Annotated in this window: 22 protein-coding genes and 1 tRNA gene; 10 read left to right on the top strand and 13 right to left on the bottom strand. The window is 50.7% G+C overall.

What is annotated here, in order from left to right; translation table 11 throughout:
* The first annotated feature begins 3 nt into the window (after window positions 1-3).
* From pqiB to rmf, 3 genes are all read left to right on the top strand, one after another.
* Window positions 4-1,644 carry an intermembrane transport protein PqiB gene (gene pqiB, locus A7589_RS17405; RefSeq protein WP_000445526.1) on the top strand — a complete coding sequence of 547 codons (1,641 nt, stop codon included), beginning with the start codon at window positions 4-6 and terminating at the stop codon, window positions 1,642-1,644.
* Entirely contained in the window at window positions 1,641-2,204 is a 564-nt protein-coding gene (pqiC, locus tag A7589_RS17400; RefSeq protein ID WP_000759127.1) for a membrane integrity-associated transporter subunit PqiC, read from the top strand. Before pqiB ends, pqiC begins: the two co-directional genes overlap by 4 nt.
* 255 nt (window positions 2,205-2,459) lie before the next feature.
* On the top strand, window positions 2,460-2,627 hold the full coding sequence (gene rmf / locus A7589_RS17395; RefSeq protein ID WP_000828648.1) for a ribosome modulation factor: 168 nt from the start codon (window positions 2,460-2,462) through the stop codon (window positions 2,625-2,627).
* Window positions 2,628-2,695: 68 nt separating this feature from the next.
* Here the strand turns inward: rmf and fabA are convergent, their stop codons facing one another.
* Entirely contained in the window at window positions 2,696-3,214 is a 519-nt protein-coding gene (gene fabA, locus A7589_RS17390; RefSeq protein ID WP_000227927.1) for a bifunctional 3-hydroxydecanoyl-ACP dehydratase/trans-2-decenoyl-ACP isomerase, read from the bottom strand.
* A gap of 68 nt (window positions 3,215-3,282) precedes the next feature.
* Window positions 3,283-5,043: an AAA family ATPase gene (locus tag A7589_RS17385; protein WP_000156538.1), complete on the bottom strand. Its 1,761-nt coding sequence runs from the start codon at window positions 5,041-5,043 to the stop codon at window positions 3,283-3,285.
* Window positions 5,044-5,228: 185 nt separating this feature from the next.
* Between A7589_RS17385 and matP the strand changes: the two genes are divergently transcribed.
* Window positions 5,229-5,681 carry a macrodomain Ter protein MatP gene (gene matP / locus A7589_RS17380; RefSeq protein WP_000877169.1) on the top strand — a complete coding sequence of 151 codons (453 nt, stop codon included), beginning with the start codon at window positions 5,229-5,231 and terminating at the stop codon, window positions 5,679-5,681.
* A 74-nt stretch (window positions 5,682-5,755) separates the two neighbouring features.
* On the opposite strand, the gene ompA is transcribed toward matP, so the two are convergent.
* Together ompA and sulA are read right to left on the bottom strand one after the other, a co-directional pair.
* Entirely contained in the window at window positions 5,756-6,808 is a 1,053-nt protein-coding gene (ompA, locus tag A7589_RS17375) for a porin OmpA (protein WP_016158018.1), read from the bottom strand.
* Window positions 6,809-7,163: 355 nt separating this feature from the next.
* Window positions 7,164-7,673 (bottom strand): SOS-induced cell division inhibitor SulA, encoded by a 510-nt coding sequence (sulA, locus tag A7589_RS17365; protein WP_000288696.1) that lies wholly within the window; start codon window positions 7,671-7,673, stop codon window positions 7,164-7,166.
* A gap of 217 nt (window positions 7,674-7,890) precedes the next feature.
* On the opposite strand from sulA, the gene sxy reads away from it, so the two are divergent.
* Window positions 7,891-8,520, top strand: coding sequence for a CRP-S regulon transcriptional coactivator Sxy (gene sxy / locus A7589_RS17360; RefSeq protein WP_108188932.1), 630 nt, complete (start codon window positions 7,891-7,893; stop codon window positions 8,518-8,520).
* Here sxy and yccS read toward each other — a convergent pair.
* Entirely contained in the window at window positions 8,483-10,645 is a 2,163-nt protein-coding gene (gene yccS, locus A7589_RS17355; protein ID WP_000875031.1) for a YccS family putative transporter, read from the bottom strand. The genes sxy and yccS overlap by 38 nt on opposite strands.
* Before the next feature lie 9 nt (window positions 10,646-10,654).
* Window positions 10,655-11,101 (bottom strand): YccF domain-containing protein, encoded by a 447-nt coding sequence (locus A7589_RS17350; RefSeq protein WP_001261238.1) that lies wholly within the window; start codon window positions 11,099-11,101, stop codon window positions 10,655-10,657.
* 122 nt (window positions 11,102-11,223) lie between these two features.
* On the opposite strand from A7589_RS17350, the gene helD reads away from it, so the two are divergent.
* Window positions 11,224-13,278 carry a DNA helicase IV gene (gene helD / locus A7589_RS17345; RefSeq protein ID WP_010355454.1) on the top strand — a complete coding sequence of 685 codons (2,055 nt, stop codon included), beginning with the start codon at window positions 11,224-11,226 and terminating at the stop codon, window positions 13,276-13,278.
* A gap of 31 nt (window positions 13,279-13,309) precedes the next feature.
* On the opposite strand, the gene mgsA is transcribed toward helD, so the two are convergent.
* Together mgsA and A7589_RS17335 are read right to left on the bottom strand one after the other, a co-directional pair.
* A complete protein-coding gene (mgsA, locus tag A7589_RS17340; RefSeq protein WP_000424179.1) occupies window positions 13,310-13,768 on the bottom strand; it encodes a methylglyoxal synthase in 459 nt (152 codons plus the stop codon).
* Between the two features lie 95 nt (window positions 13,769-13,863).
* Window positions 13,864-14,526, bottom strand: coding sequence for a DUF2057 family protein (locus A7589_RS17335; protein WP_000847774.1), 663 nt, complete (start codon window positions 14,524-14,526; stop codon window positions 13,864-13,866).
* 172 nt (window positions 14,527-14,698) lie between these two features.
* Here A7589_RS17335 and A7589_RS17330 point away from each other — a divergent pair, with 172 nt between their 5' ends.
* Window positions 14,699-15,112, top strand: a complete 414-nt coding sequence (locus tag A7589_RS17330; protein WP_010348869.1) for a CoA-binding protein — start codon at window positions 14,699-14,701, stop codon at window positions 15,110-15,112.
* A gap of 44 nt (window positions 15,113-15,156) precedes the next feature.
* Here A7589_RS17330 and hspQ read toward each other — a convergent pair whose 3' ends face one another.
* Both hspQ and rlmI read right to left on the bottom strand, forming a co-directional pair.
* A complete protein-coding gene (gene hspQ, locus A7589_RS17325; protein WP_001295356.1) occupies window positions 15,157-15,474 on the bottom strand; it encodes a heat shock protein HspQ in 318 nt (105 codons plus the stop codon).
* Between the two features lie 57 nt (window positions 15,475-15,531).
* Entirely contained in the window at window positions 15,532-16,722 is a 1,191-nt protein-coding gene (rlmI, locus tag A7589_RS17320) for a 23S rRNA (cytosine(1962)-C(5))-methyltransferase RlmI (RefSeq protein WP_000116310.1), read from the bottom strand.
* Between the two features lie 93 nt (window positions 16,723-16,815).
* Between rlmI and yccX the strand changes: the two genes are divergently transcribed.
* Window positions 16,816-17,094, top strand: coding sequence for an acylphosphatase (gene yccX / locus A7589_RS17315; RefSeq protein WP_000048236.1), 279 nt, complete (start codon window positions 16,816-16,818; stop codon window positions 17,092-17,094).
* On the opposite strand, the gene tusE is transcribed toward yccX, so the two are convergent.
* The 3 genes from tusE to A7589_RS17300 form a co-directional block, all read right to left on the bottom strand.
* The gene (gene tusE / locus A7589_RS17310; protein ID WP_000904443.1) at window positions 17,091-17,420 is read right to left on the bottom strand and encodes a sulfurtransferase TusE; all 330 of its coding nucleotides are present in this window, start codon (window positions 17,418-17,420) and stop codon (window positions 17,091-17,093) included. The genes yccX and tusE overlap by 4 nt on opposite strands.
* A 91-nt stretch (window positions 17,421-17,511) precedes the next feature.
* Window positions 17,512-18,171: an FtsH protease modulator YccA gene (yccA, locus tag A7589_RS17305; RefSeq protein ID WP_000375136.1), complete on the bottom strand. Its 660-nt coding sequence runs from the start codon at window positions 18,169-18,171 to the stop codon at window positions 17,512-17,514.
* A 206-nt stretch (window positions 18,172-18,377) separates the two neighbouring features.
* Window positions 18,378-18,465, bottom strand: a tRNA-Ser gene (locus A7589_RS17300).
* A 405-nt stretch (window positions 18,466-18,870) separates the two neighbouring features.
* On the opposite strand from A7589_RS17300, the gene hyaA reads away from it, so the two are divergent.
* Window positions 18,871-19,989: a hydrogenase 1 small subunit gene (gene hyaA / locus A7589_RS17290; RefSeq protein WP_010344442.1), complete on the top strand. Its 1,119-nt coding sequence runs from the start codon at window positions 18,871-18,873 to the stop codon at window positions 19,987-19,989.
* Window positions 19,986-21,779: a Ni/Fe-hydrogenase large subunit gene (hyaB, locus tag A7589_RS17285; RefSeq protein ID WP_000107374.1), complete on the top strand. Its 1,794-nt coding sequence runs from the start codon at window positions 19,986-19,988 to the stop codon at window positions 21,777-21,779. Before hyaA ends, hyaB begins: the two co-directional genes overlap by 4 nt.
* The last annotated feature ends 5 nt before the right edge of the window (window positions 21,780-21,784 follow it).

Below are 21,784 nucleotides of genomic sequence, written 5' to 3'. Positions count from 1 at the left end.
AGTATGGAATCTAATAATGGGGAAGCCAAAATCCAGAAAGTGAAGAACTGGTCTCCCGTGTGGATATTTCCTATCGTCACGGCGCTTATAGGGGCGTGGGTTCTTTTTTATCATTACAGTCATCAGGGGCCGGAAGTTACCCTGATCACCGCGAATGCGGAAGGGATTGAGGGCGGCAAGACTACCATTAAAAGCCGTAGTGTTGACGTCGGCGTGGTCGAGAGCGCAACGCTAGCCGATGATTTGACGCACGTTGAAATCAAAGCGCGCCTGAATGCCGGTATGGAGAAGCTGCTGCATAAAGATACCGTCTTCTGGGTGGTAAAACCGCAGATAGGTCGAGAAGGTATTAGTGGCCTGGGCACACTGCTTTCCGGTGTGTATATCGAACTGCAACCGGGGGCGAAAGGCAGCAAACAGGCAAGTTATGATTTGCTCGATTCGCCACCGCTGGCACCGCCTGATGCGAAAGGTATTCGTGTGATTCTTGATAGCAAAAAAGCCGGACAACTCTCGCCGGGAGATCCGGTGCTGTTCCGTGGCTATCGGGTAGGTTCGGTTGAAACCAGCACCTTCGATACGCAAAAACGCAATATCAGCTATCAACTGTTCATCAATGCGCCTTATGACCGGTTGGTGACCGGCAATGTTCGTTTCTGGAAAGATAGTGGCATTGCGGTTGATCTGACGTCAGCGGGAATGCGCGTAGAGATGGGCTCGTTGACAACGCTACTCAGCGGCGGCGTCAGCTTTGACGTGCCGGAAGGTCTGGATTTAGGGCAGCCTGTTGCGCCGAAAACCGCATTCGTTTTGTATGACGACCAGAAGAGCATTCAGGATTCGCTATACACCGATCACATTGACTATCTGATGTTCTTTAAAGATTCGGTACGAGGCTTGCAGCCTGGCGCTCCGGTAGAATTCCGGGGTATTCGCCTGGGTACAGTAAGTAAAGTACCTTTCTTTGCGCCGAATATGCGTCAGACATTTAATGATGATTACCGTATTCCGGTACTTATTCGCATTGAACCGGAACGGCTGAAAATGCAGCTTGGCGAAAATGCGGATGTCGTTAAGCACCTTGGAGAGTTGTTGAAACGTGGTTTACGCGGATCGCTGAAGACCGGAAATCTGGTCACTGGCGCGCTCTATGTTGATCTCGATTTCTATCCAAATACGCCAGCAATAACCGGTATTCGTGAATTTAATGGTTATCAGATTATCCCGACCGTTAGCGGCGGTCTGGCGCAAATCCAGCAACGTCTGATGGAAGCATTAGATAAGATCAACAAGCTGCCGTTGAATCCGATGATTGAGCAGGCGACCAGTACGCTGTCTGAAAGCCAGCGCACGATGAAAAACCTGCAAGCGACGCTGGATAGTATGAACAAGATCCTTGCCAGCCAGTCGATGCAGCAGTTGCCGACGGATATGCAGTCAACGTTGCGTGAGCTGAATCGCAGTATGCAGGGCTTCCAGCCTGGCTCCGCAGCCTACAACAAGATGGTGGCGGATATGCAGCGGCTTGATCAGGTGTTGCGTGAACTGCAACCGGTGCTGAAAACGCTTAATGAGAAGAGTAACGCGCTGGTATTTGAAGCGAAGGACAAAAAAGATCCAGAGCCGAAGAGGGCGAAACAATGAAAAAGTGGCTAGTGACGATTGCGGCACTGTGGCTGGCCGGATGCAGCTCCGGCGAGATCAATAAAAACTATTACCAGTTACCTGTTGTGCAGAGCGGTACGCAAAGTACCGCCAGCCAGGGCAATCGCCTGTTATGGGTAGAGCAAGTCGTTGTTCCAGACTATCTGGCGGGGAATGGGGTGGTTTATCAGACCAGTGATGTGAAGTATGTGATTGCCAACAACAACCTGTGGGCCAGCCCGCTGGATCAACAGTTGCGCAACACCCTGGTTGCTAATCTGAGTACGCAACTCCCCGGTTGGGTGGTTGCTTCCCAGCCTCTGGGAAGCGCCCAGGACACGCTCAACGTAACCGTAACGGAGTTTAACGGTCGCTATGATGGCAAGGTCATTGTCAGTGGCGAGTGGCTGTTGAACCACCAGGGACAATTGATCAAACGACCGTTCCGTCTGGAAGGGGTGCAAAATCAGGATGGCTACGATGAAATGGTCAAAGTGCTGGCCAGTGTCTGGAGTCAGGAAGCCACTGCTATTGCGCAAGAGATAAAGCGTCTACCTTAATTATAAATATTTGTAAATATAACCGTCTCCGGCATGTAGCCTGAGGCGGTTTTTTTGTTTAATCCATCGAGAAAAACTTGTTCCGCTTCACATTTTTTGTACAACCAACATGCCTGTATGGCTCACAAATATGACAGTGGCGTGAATTTTGCGCATTGACGGCAGTTATGATTCGCGGTATTGCTTAACTGTGATTGCACATTTAGTAATCACTGTTTTCTTTTCCACCAGAAACCAGTATGAGGGAAACGAGGCATGAAGAGACAAAAACGAGATCGCCTGGAACGGGCACATCAACGTGGTTATCAGGCCGGCATCGCCGGACGCTCAAAAGAAATGTGTCCCTATCAGACGCTGAATCAAAGGTCACAATGGCTGGGAGGCTGGCGAGAAGCCATGGCGGACAGGGTAGTAATGGCCTGATTCTGTCTCTTTAAAAAGAAACCTCCGCAATGCGGAGGTTTCGCCTTTAATATGTAGCCTGATTTAAATCAGAATGCAGAAGTATCCTGGAACAGACCGACTTTCAGGTCGCTGGCGGTATAGATTAGACGACCATCTACCAGCACTTCGCCGTCTGCCAGACCCATGATCAAGCGACGGTTAACAATGCGTTTAAAGTGAATACGGTAGGTCACTTTTTTCGCGGTAGGTAGAACCTGACCAGTGAACTTCACTTCGCCTACACCCAGTGCGCGGCCTTTACCTTCGCCGCCCAGCCAGCCAAGGTAGAACCCTACCAGCTGCCACATCGCATCCAGACCCAGACATCCCGGCATTACCGGATCGCCGATGAAGTGGCAGCCGAAGAACCATAGGTCTGGATTGATATCCAGTTCTGCTTCGACATAGCCTTTGTCGAAGTTACCGCCGGTCTCGGTCATTTTGACCACTCGATCCATCATCAGCATGTTTGGTGCTGGCAATTGCGGGCCTTTAGCGCCAAACAGTTCTCCGCGACCAGAGGCAAGAAGGTCTTCTTTTGTATAGGATTCGCGTTTATCTACCATGTTCTCTGTAAGCCTTATTTTAGTGAAGCACGCAGGATAGCTAACACGTGTACGCTGAACAAGTCCGATCAGTTCGGAATAAACCAGTTCAGCCAACGTAATGGCAATGGAAAACGGTGACGTCCTTCCTGTTGCGATGCTTGCGCAATACGTTCCTGGATAGTTTGCATCAGCGTTGTCTGGCCTTCGCCATCCCACACAAGATTTAATAATAACGGCAGTGCGTCAGTCACATCGTCTACTGCCCAGATGGTGAATTTGCCTTCCTCTACCGCTTTCACAAGTTCACTGTGAAGACTTAAATGGCGAACGTTAGAGGTAGGGATAATGACACCTTGTTTCCCCGTTAACTCACGTTGCTGGCAAATCGCAAAGAAGCCTTCGATTTTCTCATTCAAACCACCGACCGGTTGGGCGCGACCGAACTGATCGACTGAACCCGTAATAGCGATACTCTGATTCACCGGCACATCGGCAAGGGCGCTTATCAGGGCGCAGAGTTCAGCCATCGAGGCACTATCGCCGTCCACTTCACTGTATGACTGCTCAAAAGTTAGCGATGCTGAGAAAGGGATCTGTTGCTCAAGCTGAAGCTCCGACATCAGGAACGCCTGCATGATCATCATCCCTTTAGCGTGTATGTTGCCGCCAAGCTCGGCTTTGCGTTCGATATCGGTAAACTCGCCATCGCCTATATGCACAACGCAGCTAATGCGAGAAGGTTCGCCAAAAGCGCGCGGATGGCCCGGAAATTCGATGACCGAAAGGGCGTTAATTTGCCCGATGCGTTCGCCTTCGGTTTCAATCAGGATCTGCTCCTGAAGGATCTCATCCTGCATCCGTTCGGCGAGGAAACCTTCGCGCCATTCACGCTGCTGTAGCATTAAGTTTAGCTGCTCGCCGGAGAAGGTATCGCCATCGCACAAGGAAGCGACTTCTTTACACTGGCGGAGGATCCACTGCGGGCTAAGCGGCAGCGTTTCTTGTTCACCGGTGTAGCGGACGGCTTCGCGGATAAGTACCGGCCAGGCATCAGTTCCCGGCGCAGGCAAGTGGTTATGTCTGGCGGTGAACGTCACCCAGCGACACCACTGGCTTACTGACTCGGCGTCGATAATTTGAAGGGTATCTTCAAATTCACTATAAATAGCCTGCTCAGAGAGTTCTGGCTCCATCTCCTGGAAATCGGCCAATGATTCGCGTTCGCCGACCAGAACGACTTTCAGCTTCAGTGGCATTGAAGGAACGGAGACAGGGAGAGGACGCGACTCATCAAACGCTACCCAGTCAAAATATTCGCGGTTAACGATATTTTTCAGCCGCATCCACAGCAGAGGTTGCGCCAGCAGAGTACGCAAAGAGATGATGAGAATACCGCCATTTGCCTGATGCACCAGGCCTGGCTGCAAGGTAATGTCGCCATTAAACTGGCGCAGGCAGCCAAAGAGTTGTTCTGCTTCTACCCAGTCGGCAGCGACAACCTGCGTTAAAGTCGCAAAATTATCATCTGCGCTAACTGCGTTACGTAAGCGAATGGTGTGGCCGGAAATCTCATAATGACCGCCCACCAGTTGGCCTGCATCGCTTTGTAGCGCACGTGCGGCATCGGCAATAAGATTCAGATACTCAGACTCATTCGGGGCCTTTGCCAGCATAAAAGAGGAGGATGCTCGCGTATGCAGTAGCTGTTCCAGCGCAAATTGCAGTCGCGGTTGAGTATCACTGAATAAAGGATCGTTTTCGTCAATCAAATGTGGCTGTGCAAATACTTCCTGATAGCTTTCGGTATCAGGCACTAAGTCACGCCATGCAAGTTTCGTAATGGTCAAAGTTGATGTTTTTTAGTCTGTTGTCAAAGATGCGATTATACCGTAACCGGCACTTCAGCACACGTGGAAAGCGATGACAAAAGACCTGTCGTGCGCGCGAAAGCTCACAGGATGGAGATTCTTTTCATCACACAGTTAAAAAACTGATATTCTGTAAAGAGTTACACGGTAACATTGAGATCGCTATGAAATATCAACAACTTGAAAATCTGGAAAGCGGTTGGAAATGGAAGTATCTGGTGAAGAAACACCGTGAAGGGGAGTTAATTACCCGTTACGTAGAAGCCAGTGCCGCCCAGGAAGCCGTTGACGTGTTGCTATCGCTGGAAAATGAACCCGTGCTGGTAAATGGCTGGATTGACAAGCATATGAATCCAGAGCTGGTCAATCGCATGAAGCAGACAATTCGGGCCAGACGGAAACGCCATTTTAATGCGGAACATCAGTACACGCGTAAGAAATCAATCGATCTGGAATTTATTGTCTGGCAACGGCTGGCAGGTCTTGCACAGCGGCGCGGTAAAACACTTTCCGAAACGATTGTCCAGCTGATTGAAGATGCGGAAAACAAAGAGAAATATGCAAATAAAATGTCTTCTTTGAAGCAGGATTTGCAGGCCTTACTGGGTAAGGAATAACTTGCCAGGGTTATTTACTTTACTGAAGACGAAAAAAACCCCGCATGAAGCGGGGTTTTTTACCAGACGAGAACTTAAGCCTGCGGCTGAGTTACAACGTCTTTGATGCCTTTAACTTCGATCTCTACGCGACGATCCGGAGCCAGGCAGTCAATCAGTGCAGCGCGTTGTTTCACGTTGTCACAGGTGTTGCCGGTAACCGGGTTGGATTCGCCCATACCACGTGCGGAGATCTTGTCAGACGGGATACCTTTAGAGATCAGGTAATCAACGACGGACTGAGCACGACGCTCGGACAGACCCTGGTTGTAAGCATCAGAACCGATGCGGTCAGTGTAACCCAGAACAACTACGGAACCGTCTTTCGGATCCAGGTTGCTCAGCTGGCTGTACAGCTGATCCAGAGCAGCCTGACCTTCCGGTTTCAGGGTTGCTTTGTTGAAGTTGAACAGAACGTCAGACTTCAGAGTGAAGTGCTTGGTCTGTACTTCTGGAGCCGGAGCCGGAGCCGGAGCAACTACCGGAGCTGCTTCGCCCTGACCGAAACGGTAGGAAACACCCAGGCTCAGCAGACCGTTGTCCGGACGAGTACCGATGGTGTGTGCGTCACCGATGTTGTTGGTCCACTGGTATTCCAGACGGGTAGCGATTTCAGGAGTGATCGCGTACTCAACACCACCTGCGAATACCGGGGAAACGCCGGTGTCGTGGTCTTTAAAGGATGCGCCACCAGGTACGTTAGCCTTGGTGTCTGCACGCCATACCATACCACCCAGACGAGTGTAGATGTCCAGATCGTCAGTGATTGGGTAACCCAGTTTAGCGGTCAGCTGAACGCCCTGAGCTTTGTATGCGCCATTGATGTTGTCGCCTTTGTACGGCATACGACCTAACCAGTCGTAACCCATTTCAAAGCCAACATACGGGTTAACCTGGTAACCACCAAAAGCACCTGCACCCAGTTGGTTTTCGTGGGTCGGACCATTGTTAGGAATGAAACCAGTGTCATGGTACTGGGACCAGCCCAGTTTAGCACCAGTGTACCAGGTGTTATCTTTCGGAGCGGCCTGCGCTACGGTAGCGAAACCAGCCAGTGCCACTGCAATCGCGATAGCTGTCTTTTTCATTTTTTGCGCCTCGTTATCATCCAAAATACGCCATGAATATCTCCAACGAGATAACACGGTTAAATCCTTCACCGGGGATCTGCTCAATATTAACTCTACCGATATCTTCGGCTTATGCCGAGCACCCCTGGCGATGTAAAGTCTACAACGTAGTTGAAAACTTACAAGTGTGAACTCCGTCAGGCATATGAAAAAAAAGATTTGTATAAGGCGCGTTTAACCTTTTTTGTTAACGACACTTTACAGCATAAAATCGCGGAAACCGCTTCAGACAAGCCTCCGCAGGGAAAGTTAGCCATGAGTGAAATCGTCAGACGGGCGATAAAAAAAGTTCCAGGATTAATCCTAAATTTACTTAATGATACAAATTAGAGTGAATCTTTACCCCGGAAAGTTGTCTCGTGGCGTGAGAGGATGTGCTCACTGGACGCATAATAAACCCCATTGCGTTACCTTCATTAGCGGCATCCACAAGCTCTGCATGTTCTTCTTCTGTCAGATCATCTGTTAACCAACCGATCACCACGCTGTAATTTCCCGTGCGTAAAGCGCGAACCATTGATTCCACTGTATGGCAAGGGGAAAGCTGGTTTATCTGCATCACTTTCGTTAAAGGTAGTCCAGCAGCCTGAACCCATTCACGACTCAGTTTTTGTTTTGGTGTTAACCATAGTTGCCAACGTGATTGCTGGCCGAGTTGCTGCAACAATGGCAAAAGCAGCAGTTGCGTCATCATGGGCTGATCTTCGCGATAGACAACTTCACTAATTAGCCCGGCTGTTGTGTTTTCCGTGGAGACACGCGCAATTTTGTTTGCTGCGGATGAGAACAACGAAGAACGATGTGCATAGCCTGAAGTGTACATAATCAATCCAGCCCTGTGAGTTACTGTATGAATATACAGTACATCCGGTGGCAACAAAGATCAACCCTAATTTCGGAAAGAGCCTCGCAAATTTTGTCGTTGGTGACCTGAAAACTTAAATTAATCTTGCCCCTTGATAATAAGTTGCCTATTTTCGTATTTAACGGATCCGTTAATGTGAATCATTCTTTTATATTATGATTTTAAAAGGAATTTTATGAAAAGCTTCTCTTATAAGCGGATCTATAAGTCACAAGAATACCTGGCTACGCTGGGCACCATTGAATATCGATCATTGTTTGGTAGTTACAGTCTGACCGTTGATGACACGGTATTTGCAATGGTTTCTGATGGCGAGTTGTATCTTCGGGCTTGTGAACAAAGTGCACAATACTGTGTAAAACATCCGCCAGTATGGCTGACATATAAAAAGTGTGGGCGGTTTGTTACCCTCAATTACTACCGGGTCGATGAAAGCCTATGGCGAAATCAACAAAAGCTGGTGCGCCTGTCGAAATATTCTCTGGACGCTGCGCTTAAAGAGAAAAGTACGCGCAATATCCGGCAACGGCTGAAAGATTTACCCAATATGTCTTACCATCTTGAGGCTATTCTTGGGGAAGTGGGGATTAAGGATGTACGGGCGTTACGTATTCTTGGGGCGAAAATGTGTTGGTTGCGACTGCGGCAACAGAACAGTCTGGTGACAGAAAAAATCTTATTTATGCTTGAAGGCGCAATTCTCGGTATTCATGAAGCTGCGCTCCCGGTGGCACGCCGCCAGGAGCTTGCAGAATGGGCAGATTCAATTACGCCGAAACAGGAGTTTCCTGCGGAACTTGAGTAATTCTGCGCTGCAGACGACCAATTTCTGGTAGTAATGCAATCAATAATCCGACTTGCTGTACAACCAGAGGTTCTTTGCTGTCTGCCCGTGGTTCAAGTTGCTGCATCTGTTGTTTCAGGTCAGCTAATGCCTGATTGACGCGTTCTTCATCGGCTGGTTGATGATGTAGCGCGTCATCCACATAGCAAACTGCGTCATCAAGAAACGCCAGAATTTCAGGGTTAGTTAACTGCTCACGGTGTGCACCGAGGGCAGAAATGTAACTGGTAAACGTATGGTTAAGGCACAGTAACCGGAACGCGTCCTCGCGAATTTGCGGTGTGACATTCGGTTCGCTGGACATATTCGACACCACCGACGCCAGCTCTGCATCACGATTGTGTGCATCGCGACGAGCAATACGATATGCCAGACGGTTATCGCGCCCCTGGTGGTATTGTTCGAGAATAGCATCGAGATAACGGCAGTTAGCATCGGTTGCGCGCTCAAGCATTCGGGGCAGATTACGAAACCGCCAGTCTGGCCAGATGTAACTTACCGCTGCCCATGCAATGGCACATCCGATCAGCGTATCGATTACGCGAGGCAATGCCACTTCAAAACCTTCACCCAGCAAGTTAAAGCACAGTAGCACCAGAAGCGTAATGAACATTGTTGCATGAGCGTATTGCACGTTACGGAAGGCAAAAAATAGAACACCGGTAATGACCAGCAGCACCAGTTGCCCTTCCAGTGACGGCACAAACCACAGCACAGGAATGCCAATCGCAATACCCACCAGCGTACCAATAATCCTTAACTTCAGGCGGTGGCGCGTGGCGTTATAGTTTGGCTGGCAGACAAATAAACTTGTCAGCAAGATCCAATACCCGTGATGCATCCCGGTTATCTGAATGATGGCGTAGCCGAAGCACAAGACAAGTGACATTCTTACCGCATGACGGAAGAGGGCGGATTCCGGCGTGAAGTGACGGCTAAGACGCAGCCAGATATCGCTCAACCCATGCGGGCTGTCATCTGCGAGTTCATTTTCGTCATTATTATGGGGCAGCGCCTGAGCCTGTTCTGATTCAATTGTTGCCAGTTGGGCATCAATGGCACGTAAATTGTTCAGCAAAAATCCCAGTGTTTTGAGTAAATCGGCGGGTGCGCCGTTATCGCGCATTCGCTCCAGCGCAGCATCAATATGCGTAAAAGCGCGATCAAAATGTGGATCGTGTTGATAAGGCTGACGCAGCAAAATACAGCGTGACAGTTGCTGGCAGGCCTGTCCCTGCATTGACATCAGTCGCTGGAAACGGAACAGCACGTCACTGTGGCGAAAATGTTCCCGCAACGTTTGATACTGAATATGGGAAGAGCTGGCACGCTCGTGGATATCCTGCGCCACAAAGTAGTAATGCAATGTGCGACGTGTTCCCCGCTGACCACGATCGCCGCGTAAACGAGTCAGCAACGAGAGTTTCGTCTGATTCAGTGTCGCCATCAGTTGCCCGTTGGCGAGAGCCAAATCGTACAGCGGTGCCTGGCTTTCATCCTCTATATCGGGATCGAACATGCGTGATTTCAGTTCCAGATAACGCGCCAGTTGTTCATAGCAACGCGCCAGATTGTCCTGCAATGGGCGGACAGGGAACAGTAGGTGACCGATAAGCGTCAGGACGTTGTACCAGACGGCACCGGCAAGCAGATACATCGGCTGCTGATACCAGTGCTCATACAGAGACGTTCCCAACATGGTGTAGATAGCGATCAGCAACGCGCCAAAAGCGATTGTTGCATAGCGTTGACCCAGGCCGCCGAGCAAAATGAAACCGCTGGTGGAGAGCGTTAAGCCAATGGCAAACAGCCAGGGCCAGGGAAACAGCAATTCTACCGAGGCCGAGGCGATAAAAAAGCAGAATAGCGTAATGATAAGGTTACGCAGACGCCCAGCCAGTCGGTCGTCGAGATCGGTCAGCGCCGCTGCCACCATCCCCAGGGTCAGCGGAATCGTCAGTTTTACATCACCCAGCCACCACGGAAATGCAGTAGTACCACAAAGCGCAATAAAAATACGCGCGTAATACAGCCAGGCGCTGTTCCAGGTATAGCGTTTGAGCAAAGGACTTAGCATAAAAGCCATAATGTTAGGTTATTCAAAACGACGTCGCGCATTGGCTTCACGCGCAGCACGAGCTGTTTCCACAGAAACCACGCGGCGACCGACCGGCCACAGTGCAATAGCGGCAATTTTAAAGTTTGCAATGCCAACTGGAATGCCAATGATGGAAATGCATTGTGCGATACCTGTCGCAATGTGCATCAGGCATAACCACCAGCCAAAGAAAATCAGCCAGAAAATATTCAGTACCGTACCGCCAGTATTCAGCAGCACATTTTTACCTGCCGGATTCAGTTCATCGACATGAATGGCCTCATTGCCATAAGGCACCAGAGACAGTTTGGTGATCTCCCAGCAGGATCGTGTCAGCGGTAAGGTAAAAATCAGCACAATACTGACCAGGGTCGCCAACAGCCAGCCCAGAGTGGTGGCAAATCCGCCAAGCACAAAGTTCAGAATGTTCAAAACGGTACGCATAAAACCTCGCTTTACTGTGGTTTTCAGTAATGGGCGGCAATTGTAACGTTTTTTTGGGCTGGAGCACGTTTTCTCTGACGGTTACACTGATAAGAAATAACATCGTGTGGATCTACAGAGTCATGGAACTGAAAGCGACAACTCTTGGCAAACGTCTGGCACAGCACCCTTACGATCGGGCGGTGATCCTCAATGCCGGGATAAAAGTCTCCGGCGATCGTCACGAATATCTCATTCCTTTCAATCAATTACTGGCGATTCACTGTAAACGCGGTCTGGTATGGGGTGAACTGGAATTTGTACTGTCTGATGAAAAAGTAGTGCGTCTGCACGGCACCGAATGGGGTGAGACGCAGCGTTTTCACCGTCATCTTGATGCTCTCTGGCGGTGCTGGAGCGAAGAGATGAGCGAAATTGCGGCTGGTGTATTACAGCAGCAATTGGATCTTATTGCCGCGCGCACCAACGATAATAAATGGCTGACGCGGGAGCAAACTTCTGGCGCGCAGCAACAAATCCGCCAGGCTTTGTCGGCGTTGCCGTTGCCGGTCAATCGACTGGAAGAATTCGATAACTGCCGTGAGGCGTGGCGCAAATGTCAGGCCTGGTTGAAAGATATTGAAGGCGCTCGGTTGCAGCATAATCAGGCGTATACCGAAGCCATGCTTAACGAGTATGCGGATTTTTTCCGTCAGGTTGAATCTTCACCACTTAATCCGGCACAGGCTCGGGCAGTCGTTAATGGCGAACATTCCCTGTTAGTGCTGGCAGGCGCAGGAAGCGGTAAAACGTCGGTGCTGGTAGCGCGTGCAGGCTGGTTGCTGGCGCGTGGTGAAGCGTCCCCTGAGCAAATTTTATTGCTGGCGTTTGGTCGCAAAGCCGCTGAAGAGATGGACGAGCGTATTCGCGAACGGCTGCATACCGAAGACATTACCGCACGCACGTTTCATTCACTGGCGCTGCATATTATTCAGCAATGTAGCAAAAAAGTACCCACAGTCAGCAAACTGGAAAATGACACCGCTGCCCGGCATGAACTCTTTATTGCTGAGTGGCGTAAGCAATGCAGCGAGAAGAAAGCGCAGGCGAAGGGTTGGCGGCAATGGCTGACGGAAGAAATGCAGTGGTCAGTGCCAGAAGGTAACTTCTGGGATGATGAAAAATTACAGCGTCGTCTTGCCTCTCGCCTCGATCGCTGGGTAAGTCTGATGCGGATGCACGGCGGTGCACAGGCAGAAATGATTGCCAGCACGCCCGAAGAAATCCGTGATCTGTTCAGCAAACGAATCAAGTTAATGGCTCCATTGCTGAAAGCCTGGAAAGGTGCGCTGAAAGCAGAAAACGCCGTCGATTTTTCTGGCCTTATTCATCAGGCGATTGCTCTCCTTGAGAAAGGTCGCTTTATCAGCCCGTGGAAACATATTCTGGTTGATGAGTTTCAGGATATCTCGCCGCAGCGCGCAGCGTTGTTAGCGGCATTACGCAAGCAAAACAGTCAGACGACGTTGTTTGCCGTTGGCGATGACTGGCAGGCGATTTATCGCTTCAGCGGTGCACAAATGTCGCTCACCACGGCTTTCCATGAAAACTTTGGTGACGGCGATCGCTGTGATTTAGACACGACTTACCGTTTTAACAGTCGTATCGGTGAGGTGGCTAATCGGTTTATTCAGCAGAACCCGAGCCAGTTGAAAAAGCCGCTAAATAGTTTAATCGCTGGCGATAAAAAGGCCGTCACGTTATTGGATGAGAGCCAGCTTGATGCGTTGCTGGATAAGCTCTCTGGTTACGCTAAACCGGAAGAGCGCATCCTGGTTCTGGCGCGTTACCACCACATGAAGCCCGCCAGCCTGGAAAAAGCGGCAACGCGCTGGCCGAAGTTGCAAATCGATTTTATGACTATTCATGCCAGCAAAGGGCAACAGGCGGATTACGTGATTATTGTTGGCTTGCAGGAGGGGAGTGATGGCTTCCCGGCCGTGGCACGTGAGTCGATTATGGAAGAGGCGCTACTGCCACCGGCTGAGGATTTCCCGGACGCCGAAGAACGACGGTTAATGTACGTTGCGTTGACCCGCGCACGACATCGGGTATGGGCGCTGTTCAACAAAAACAATCCTTCACCCTTTGTGGAAATATTGAAAAATCTGGATGTGCCGGTGGCGAGAAAACCGTAAGAAACAGGTGGCGTTTGCCACCTGTGCAATATTATTTCAGGCGATCCGCGAGATAACGCTGATAATCGGGGATCAGGATATCTACCGCGTCGTTGAAATGCGGCGACTGGATAATGAAATCAGCCGTTGCCACGTTGGTGGCGACCGGAATGTTCCACACCGTCGCCAGACGCAGCAACGCTTTTACGTCAGGATCGTGCGGCACGGCATTTAGTGGGTCCCAGAAGAAAATCAGCACATCAATTTTCCCTTCCGAAATCAATGCGCCCACCTGCTGGTCACCGCCCATTGGGCCGCTCAACATGGCGTTAACATTCATACCGGTAGCGCGGGAAATTAAGTTACCCGTGGTGCCCGTCGCATAAAGCTCGTGCTGTTCCAGTAATGGTTGATGCCGTTCCACCCAGCTCATGAGCATTTGTTTACAGTGATCGTGTGCCACCAGCGCAATATGTTTCCGCGCTGGTAAAGTGCGAGTCGTCAGTTCCATAATTTACATCCATAGTTAACTTTCCTACAGATTACTGTAAGCACTTATCGCTGCAAGATAAAGACCGAAAAAGCCTGCGCACAGGCACAAAAATCTCAGGAAGATGGTTGTTTTTCCGCCCATTGCAGGAAGTTATTGCGCGTTTGCGGATCTGCCAGTTTAAACCAATACTTCAACCGTTGTTCAGTGAGCACCTGGGACTGTGGCGGAATAGCATCCAGTTCGGAAACACCAGAAAGCAGTGTACTGTCATCTGCCATCATGGTGGCAAATTGCGGTAGAGAAGCGCGTTTCGCGGATTTGTTATAACGCTCGACCTCGACTTCATAATCAATCGTTTTTGCGGTTGAAGTAATAGCCAGAATATCCAGCTTTACCGGAATCGGCGTCGCATCGCCATCTAACAATTCAAGGCGCGGCGTTGTGTCGAAATGATCGGCTTCCCGTTCATTCTCCAGGCGTGGCAGGCGAAAGTTCACCTGGCTAATGAGCTGGGTATTAAAACTCACCACCAGCGGCGGGGAGATATAAAGCCGTTCTTCACTACTGGAAAGATGGATAGTTTTCTCGACGCGAAACACTAACTGATGCGGTCCATTATCCAGTTCAATGCTGTCCGCACCGCGCAGCAAAGAGCTTGAAACCTTCTTGCCGTCGAGTACCAGAAGATCAATATCGCTGGACAGTCGTAGCGTGGTGGCAAAAACGGATACCGGCAAACATAATGCAATCAAGGTGGTCAAAATGCCGGTTTTCATAGATAGCTCCTGTCTAATGACCGCCTGAATAATAATGTATCAAAATTTTTCTTTAATCATACTTACTAACATATAGACATGTTTTCCGCTTTTGCTCTCATTCATTCGTATTAGCTGCATGGTTGGTATGTTGGGATTGTCGTACACTTTGATAAATAGTCTGGAGGAAATGATGAAAGAGACCGATATTGCAGCCATTTTAACGTCCACTCATACCATTGCGCTGGTAGGGGCAAGTGATAAACCCGACCGTCCAAGTTATCGCGTGATGAAATACTTGCTTGATCAGGGCTATCACGTCATTCCGGTCTCACCTAAAGTCGCCGGTAAAACGCTGCTGGGTCAGCAGGGCTACGGCACGCTGGCAGAGGTTCCGGAAAAAGTCGATATGGTCGATGTTTTTCGTAATTCAGAAGCCGCGTGGGGCGTGGCGCAGGAAGCTATCGCCATTGGGGCAAAAACCTTATGGATGCAGCTGGGGGTGATTAATGAGCAAGCGGCGGTACTGGCGCGCGACGCCGGTTTACAGGTCGTTATGGATCGCTGTCCGGCAATTGAGATCCCTCGCCTGGGGCTGGCTAAATAAAAAATACCCGGAAGGTTTTTGCCTTCCGGGTATTTGTATGGGGATTAGTTACGCAGACGCGGCGCCTGGAGTTGTTTGCGGATGGTCTGCGCCAGCTCATCCATGGATGGCTGTTCAGGATGTTCATCCTGCAATTCGCTACTTAGCTGGGCTTCAGCCAGGTAGGTATGAACCGGTAGGCCGTTGTCATCCTCCATCACCACGTGATACCACGGAGCGGCGCGAAGCTCATCGTTCACCGCCAGCTCATCAGGCGACGGTTCAGAGAGCGAATAAACCGGGTCGATATCCACGACCACTCCGAGATAACCTAACAGGGAATGGCGGACCTGCTGGCCGATACCGAATTTGCTGGCAATCATAGTCACCTCCCGGGAAATCTTCACCTTTGATATAAGGGTAAAATTCCACATTTCAAGTTACATGACGCGACAGGCAAACCCTTTCAGATATAGCCCTTCCGGGTAGGTAGCGATCACCGGATGATCGGCAGCCTGACGGAACTGCTCTATAAATTGTATATCACGACCGGCATCAAGTGCGGCATCCGCGATGATTTTCTGAAATAAATCGCTGGTCATCAGGCCTGAACAGGAGAAAGTCAGGAGAACACCGCCCTCATTCAGCAACTGAATCGCCAGCATGTTGATGTCTTTATAGCCACGGCAGGCGCCCATCAACTGGCTTTTGTTCTCAACAAACTTCGGCGGGTCCATTACGATAACGTCAAATTTTTCCCCGCGATCGCGATAAGTACGCAGCAATTTAAAGACGTCATCACGCACGAACTCTGCCTTGCTCAGATCCAGTTTGTTCAGCTCAACGTTCTGCCGTGCAATATCCAGTGCTTCCTGGGAGGTATCGACGCTGACAACATGGCTGCAACCGCCCATTAATGCCGATACTGCGAAACCACCGGTATAGGAGAAACAGTTCAGTACGCGTTTATTTTCAACGTAGCGGCGCGTTGCCAGACGGCTGTCGCGTTGATCCAGGTAGTAGCCTGTTTTGTGTCCGTGTTGAATGTCCACCAGCAGTTTCATGCCGTGTTCTTCAATCGGCAGCAGGGCAGGTGGCAGTTCGCCAGTGACTGGCCCCTGGGTCAGCTCCATTCCTTCTTTTTTACGTACTGCGACGTCGCTGCGATCGTAAATCGCACATTCCGGGTACAGCGTTTGCAGGGCGCTGATCAATGCCGCTCGCTGATACTCTGCGCCAGCACTCAGCAGTTGCAGCACCAGAAAATTACCGAAACGATCGATAGTTATACCTGGCAGGCCATCAGACTCACCGGCAATTAAACGATAGCTATCGAGGCCATCTTTTTTCGCCAGCCAGTCGCGCCACTTTTGCGCCTGTTGTAAGCGTCGGGTGAAAAAGGCAATGTCGATGGATTCCGAGGGATCGAAAGTCCAGACGCGAGCACGGATTTGCGAAGCCGGCGAATAAGCGCCGCGTGCTAACCATTTTCCCTGATGATCAACAATATCGATGGTTTCACCGAGGCTGGCTTTACCTTCCATACGGGCAACGGCTCCGGAAAAGACCCACGGATGGCGACGAAGTAATGATTTTTCGCGCCCTTTGGCTAACACTAAACGTACACTCATAATCTACTATTCTGTCGATGCAAAGAAATGGGCGCCATTGTCCGGAGTTTTCCATGGATTTGCAACGCAGCTATAAGGATAAGGAGAGCGGTAATGTCGAAAGTATGCATAATTGCCTGGGTCTATGGGCGAGTTCAGGGGGTAGGCTTTCGCTATACCACGCAGTATGAAGCGAAAAAACTGGGATTAACCGGCTATGCCAAAAACCTTGACGATGGCAGCGTGGAAGTGGTCGCGTGTGGTGAAGAAGGACAGGTGGAAAAATTAATGCAGTGGTTAAAGAGTGGCGGCCCGCGTTCTGCGCGTGTGGAACGGGTACTTAGCGAGCCGCATCATCCCTCAGGGGAATTAACTGATTTTCGTATCCGTTAAATACATTTTACTGGTTTTGGCAGGCCAGCAATTTTGGTGGCTTGCTTTGCCGGGCCTTTGGGGAACAGTCGGTATAAATAGCGGCTGTTACCTTTTTCTTCGCCAAACTTATTCGCCATCGCTTTTACCAGCATACGAATCGCTGGAGAAGTATTGAATTCCAGATAGAAATCACGCACAAAACGCACCACTTCCCAGTGTTCTGGCGACAGCGTAATTCCTTCGTTCTCTGCAATCACCACCGCCAGCGGTTCACTCCACTGGCTGCTTTCTTTGAGATAGCCTTCGGTATCCGTTTCTATCTCTTTACCTTCGAAGATCAGCATAATTTTTTACTACCTTAATCAGACTGGCGGCAGTGTAACAAAAAACAAAGCCCCGCATAAAGCGAGGCTCTGTAAGTGGCATAGGGCGAGATTAATCGCGGCTGGCGAAGCCCAGAATGCTCAACAGGCTAACGAAGATGTTGTACAGCGACACATACAGGCTAACCGTGGCACGAATGTAGTTCGTTTCACCGCCATGAATGATGTTGCTGGTTTCAAACAGAATCGCGCCAGAAGAGATCAGAATGAATACCGCACTGATTGCCAGATGCAGAGCAGGTAGCTGCAGGAAGATATTCGCTACCATTCCAATCAATACCACCACAATACCTGCCATCAGCATACCGCCGAGGAAAGACATGTCTTTGCGGGTAGTCAGCACATACGCAGAGCAGCAGAAGAACACTAATGCTGTGCCGCCCAGCGCCATAGCGATTACGTCACCCATTCCGGCAGACAGGTAAGTGTTCAGAATTGGTCCGAGGATATAACCGAGAAAACCGGTAAAGGCGAACGCGGAGATAATCCCGGTCGGCTTATTCGCCGTTTTATAGGTCAGGAACATCAAACCATACATCCCTACCAGCGTCAGAATCAGACCCGGAGATGGTAGCATCAGAACCGTACTGGCCGTCGCGGTAATCGCCGAAAAGGCCAGCGTCAGGCTCAGCAAGAAATAGGTATTACGCAGCACCTTATGGGTGCTAAGTAGCGATGTACGGTCATGTGAAGAACTAACTATACGATCCATGGAGTCACTCTCTATGACAGGTGTAATTAATAAAGCAGCATAATGATATTGCCGAAAGCTACCCAGAGGTTTTACCCATCTTTACGCATTTGATCTGGAACAGGTTTAGCAAAGACAGATTAAGTCATTGGGATGGCATAACGGCATGGCGATTTTGACAGGTAAAAGAAAAAGGGGTTAGCATTTAGCTAACCCCTTATCTTATTTGGCGGAAGCGCAGAGATTCGAACTCTGGAACCCTTTCGGGTCGCCGGTTTTCAAGACCGGTGCCTTCAACCGCTCGGCCACACTTCCGGAATGACGCGAACTATAAACATCCCGATGCGTCGTGTAAACCCCCAATGTGTTTGTTTGCCTGAAAAACAGACAAAATCGTGTTGATTGCGTGAAATAACAGCAATTTGCGCATTCCATCGCCATAAAAATCGCTTCATAACCTTCCTGCGGTAAACCTTAAGGAAAATAAGGTTCATTTTTATCGCTAAAAGATAAATCCACACACTCTGTATTGTTTTGTGCAAAAGTTTCACTACGCTTTATTAACAATACTTTCTGGCGACGTGCGCCAGTGCAGAAGGATGAGCTTTCGTTTTCTGTCTCTCTCGTGAAGCGATGGTTTGCCTTGCTCCAGGGACGTCGCTTGCCGACCAAAAGCGCCCGGCACTCCAGTCGGTGTCGCAAGGAGAAGAGACGTGCTATATGAATAACGAGGAAACCTTTTACCAGGCTATGCGACGTCAGGGGGTTACCCGGCGAAGTTTTCTTAAATATTGCAGTCTGGCTGCCACGTCGCTGGGATTAGGCGCGGGGATGGCACCAAAGATTGCCTGGGCGCTGGAGAATAAACCGCGCATTCCAGTGGTGTGGATCCACGGTCTTGAATGTACCTGCTGTACCGAATCTTTTATCCGTTCTGCTCATCCGCTGGCGAAGGATGTCATTCTTTCCCTTATTTCTCTTGACTACGACGATACTCTGATGGCTGCCGCAGGCACTCAGGCAGAGGAAGTCTTTGAAGACATCATCACGCAATACAACGGCAAATATATCCTCGCAGTAGAAGGTAACCCGCCGCTGGGCGAGCAGGGGATGTTCTGTATCAGTAGCGGTCGACCGTTTATTGAGAAACTCAAACGTGCCGCCGCCGGAGCCAGTGCGATTATCGCCTGGGGAACCTGCGCTTCCTGGGGTTGCGTGCAGGCCGCGCGGCCCAATCCTACGCAGGCAACACCCATCGACAAAGTTATTACCGACAAACCTATTATCAAAGTTCCTGGCTGCCCGCCGATCCCGGATGTGATGAGCGCCATCATTACCTATATGGTGACGTTCGATCGCCTGCCGGATGTCGACAGAATGGGGCGTCCGCTAATGTTCTATGGTCAGCGAATCCACGATAAATGTTATCGCCGCGCCCACTTTGATGCCGGAGAGTTCGTGCAGAGTTGGGATGATGACGCCGCGCGTAAAGGTTACTGCCTGTACAAAATGGGCTGCAAAGGACCAACTACGTATAACGCCTGTTCCTCTACCCGCTGGAACGATGGCGTTTCCTTCCCGATTCAGTCTGGTCACGGCTGTCTTGGCTGTTCTGAGAATGGCTTCTGGGATCGCGGCTCGTTCTACAGTCGCGTGGTCGATATTCCGCAGATGGGAACGCACTCTACCGCCGATACCGTGGGCTTAACCGCGCTTGGTGTCGTGGCAGCGGCTGTTGGTGTACATGCAGTCGCCAGCGCCGTTGACCAGCGCAGACGTCATAACCAACAACTTGCAGAAGCCGAACAACAGCCGGGCAACGAGGATAAACAGGCATGAGCACTCAGTACGAAACTCAGGGATATACCATCAATAATGCCGGACGTCGCCTGGTGGTCGATCCGATTACGCGCATCGAAGGTCATATGCGCTGCGAAGTGAATATTAACGATCAGAATGTGATCACCAATGCAGTTTCCTGCGGCACTATGTTTCGCGGGCTGGAGATCATCCTGCAAGGCCGCGATCCGCGCGATGCGTGGGCGTTCGTTGAACGTATCTGCGGCGTCTGCACTGGTGTACATGCTCTGGCTTCAGTCTATGCAATTGAGGACGCCATCGGCATTAAAGTGCCGGACAACGCCAATATCATCCGCAACATTATGCTGGCGACCCTCTGGTGCCACGACCATCTGGTCCACTTCTATCAGCTCGCCGGGATGGACTGGATAGATGTGTTAGATGCGCTGAAAGCCGACCCACGGAAAACGTCAGAGCTGGCGCAAAGCCTCTCCTCGTGGCCGAAATCATCCCCTGGCTATTTCTTCGACGTACAAAACCGACTGAAGAAATTTGTTGAAGGCGGGCAGTTGGGGATTTTCCGCAACGGCTACTGGGGGCACCCGCAGTACAAACTGCCGCCGGAAGCCAACCTGATGGGCTTTGCTCATTATCTGGAAGCCCTCGATTTCCAGCGGGAGATCGTCAAAATTCACGCTGTTTTTGGTGGTAAAAACCCACATCCGAACTGGATTGTCGGCGGGATGCCGTGCGCCATTAACATTGACGAAAGCGGCGCGGTCGGGGCGGTCAATATGGAACGCCTGAACCTGGTGCAGTCGATTATCACCCGCACGGCGGATTTCATTAACAACGTGATGATCCCCGACGCGTTAGCCATCGGTCAGTTCAACAAACCGTGGAGCGAAATCGGCACTGGTCTTTCTGATAAATGTGTCCTCAGCTACGGCGCATTCCCGGATATTGCCAACGACTTTGGCGAGAAAAGTCTGCTGATGCCTGGCGGCGCGGTGATTAACGGCGACTTCAACAATGTGCTGCCAGTGGATCTGGTTGATCCGCAGCAGGTGCAGGAGTTTGTCGACCACGCCTGGTATCGTTATCCCAACGATCAGGTCGGGCGTCATCCCTTCGATGGTATTACCGACCCGTGGTACAACCCTGGCGATGTTAAAGGCAGCGATACCAACATTCAGCAACTGAATGAACAGGAACGTTACTCGTGGATCAAAGCGCCACGCTGGCGCGGTCATGCGATGGAAGTGGGGCCGCTGGCGCGTACGTTAATCGCCTACCACAAAGGTGATGCTGCGACCGTTGAGTCGGTCGATCGCATGATGTCGGCGCTGAACCTGCCGCTTTCTGGCATCCAGTCAACGTTAGGCCGCATTCTGTGCCGCGCGCATGAAGCGCAGTGGGCCGCAGGCAAGTTGCAATATTTCTTCGACAAGCTGATGACCAACCTGAAAAACGGCAATCTTGCCACTGCCTCTACCGAAAAATGGGAGCCTGCGACCTGGCCGAAAGAGTGCCGTGGCGTCGGCTTTACCGAAGCGCCGCGCGGAGCGTTAGGTCACTGGGCCGCCATTCGCGATGGCAAGATTGATCTCTACCAGTGCGTGGTGCCGACCACCTGGAACGCCAGCCCGCGCGATCCCAAAGGGCAGATTGGCGCTTATGAAGCGGCGCTGATGAACACCAAAATGGCGATCCCCGAGCAACCGCTGGAGATCCTTCGTACTCTGCACAGCTTTGACCCGTGCCTCGCCTGTTCAACACACGTGCTGGGCGACGACGGTAGCGAGCTTATCTCCGTGCAGGTGCGTTAACAGCG

It is taken from the genome of Escherichia sp. MOD1-EC6475 (assembly GCF_003046645.1).
Taxonomy (GTDB): domain Bacteria; phylum Pseudomonadota; class Gammaproteobacteria; order Enterobacterales; family Enterobacteriaceae; genus Escherichia; species Escherichia ruysiae.
This window is presented reverse-complemented; position numbering and strand designations above follow the sequence as displayed.

Excerpts from the sequence above, each read along its gene's own strand:
- tusE (WP_000904443.1), bottom strand. The coding sequence starts at position 17,420 with ATGCTGATCTTCGAAGGTAAAGAGATAGAAACGGATACCGAAGGCTAT.
- pqiC (WP_000759127.1), top strand. The coding sequence starts at position 1,641 with ATGAAAAAGTGGCTAGTGACGATTGCGGCACTGTGGCTGGCCGGATGC.
- mgsA (WP_000424179.1), bottom strand. The coding sequence starts at position 13,768 with ATGGAACTGACGACTCGCACTTTACCAGCGCGGAAACATATTGCGCTG.
- yccA (WP_000375136.1), bottom strand. The coding sequence starts at position 18,171 with ATGGATCGTATAGTTAGTTCTTCACATGACCGTACATCGCTACTTAGC.
- yccS (WP_000875031.1), bottom strand. The coding sequence starts at position 10,645 with ATGGCTTTTATGCTAAGTCCTTTGCTCAAACGCTATACCTGGAACAGC.
- rlmI (WP_000116310.1), bottom strand. The coding sequence starts at position 16,722 with ATGAGTGTACGTTTAGTGTTAGCCAAAGGGCGCGAAAAATCATTACTT.
- A7589_RS17330 (WP_010348869.1), top strand. The coding sequence starts at position 14,699 with ATGAAAGAGACCGATATTGCAGCCATTTTAACGTCCACTCATACCATT.
- matP (WP_000877169.1), top strand. The coding sequence starts at position 5,229 with ATGAAATATCAACAACTTGAAAATCTGGAAAGCGGTTGGAAATGGAAG.
- A7589_RS17335 (WP_000847774.1), bottom strand. The coding sequence starts at position 14,526 with ATGAAAACCGGCATTTTGACCACCTTGATTGCATTATGTTTGCCGGTA.
- A7589_RS17350 (WP_001261238.1), bottom strand. The coding sequence starts at position 11,101 with ATGCGTACCGTTTTGAACATTCTGAACTTTGTGCTTGGCGGATTTGCC.
- fabA (WP_000227927.1), bottom strand. The coding sequence starts at position 3,214 with ATGGTAGATAAACGCGAATCCTATACAAAAGAAGACCTTCTTGCCTCT.
- hyaB (WP_000107374.1), top strand. The coding sequence starts at position 19,986 with ATGAGCACTCAGTACGAAACTCAGGGATATACCATCAATAATGCCGGA.
- sxy (WP_108188932.1), top strand. The coding sequence starts at position 7,891 with ATGAAAAGCTTCTCTTATAAGCGGATCTATAAGTCACAAGAATACCTG.
- rmf (WP_000828648.1), top strand. The coding sequence starts at position 2,460 with ATGAAGAGACAAAAACGAGATCGCCTGGAACGGGCACATCAACGTGGT.
- pqiB (WP_000445526.1), top strand. The coding sequence starts at position 4 with ATGGAATCTAATAATGGGGAAGCCAAAATCCAGAAAGTGAAGAACTGG.
- helD (WP_010355454.1), top strand. The coding sequence starts at position 11,224 with ATGGAACTGAAAGCGACAACTCTTGGCAAACGTCTGGCACAGCACCCT.
- ompA (WP_016158018.1), bottom strand. The coding sequence starts at position 6,808 with ATGAAAAAGACAGCTATCGCGATTGCAGTGGCACTGGCTGGTTTCGCT.
- hspQ (WP_001295356.1), bottom strand. The coding sequence starts at position 15,474 with ATGATTGCCAGCAAATTCGGTATCGGCCAGCAGGTCCGCCATTCCCTG.
- yccX (WP_000048236.1), top strand. The coding sequence starts at position 16,816 with ATGTCGAAAGTATGCATAATTGCCTGGGTCTATGGGCGAGTTCAGGGG.
- sulA (WP_000288696.1), bottom strand. The coding sequence starts at position 7,673 with ATGTACACTTCAGGCTATGCACATCGTTCTTCGTTGTTCTCATCCGCA.
- hyaA (WP_010344442.1), top strand. The coding sequence starts at position 18,871 with ATGAATAACGAGGAAACCTTTTACCAGGCTATGCGACGTCAGGGGGTT.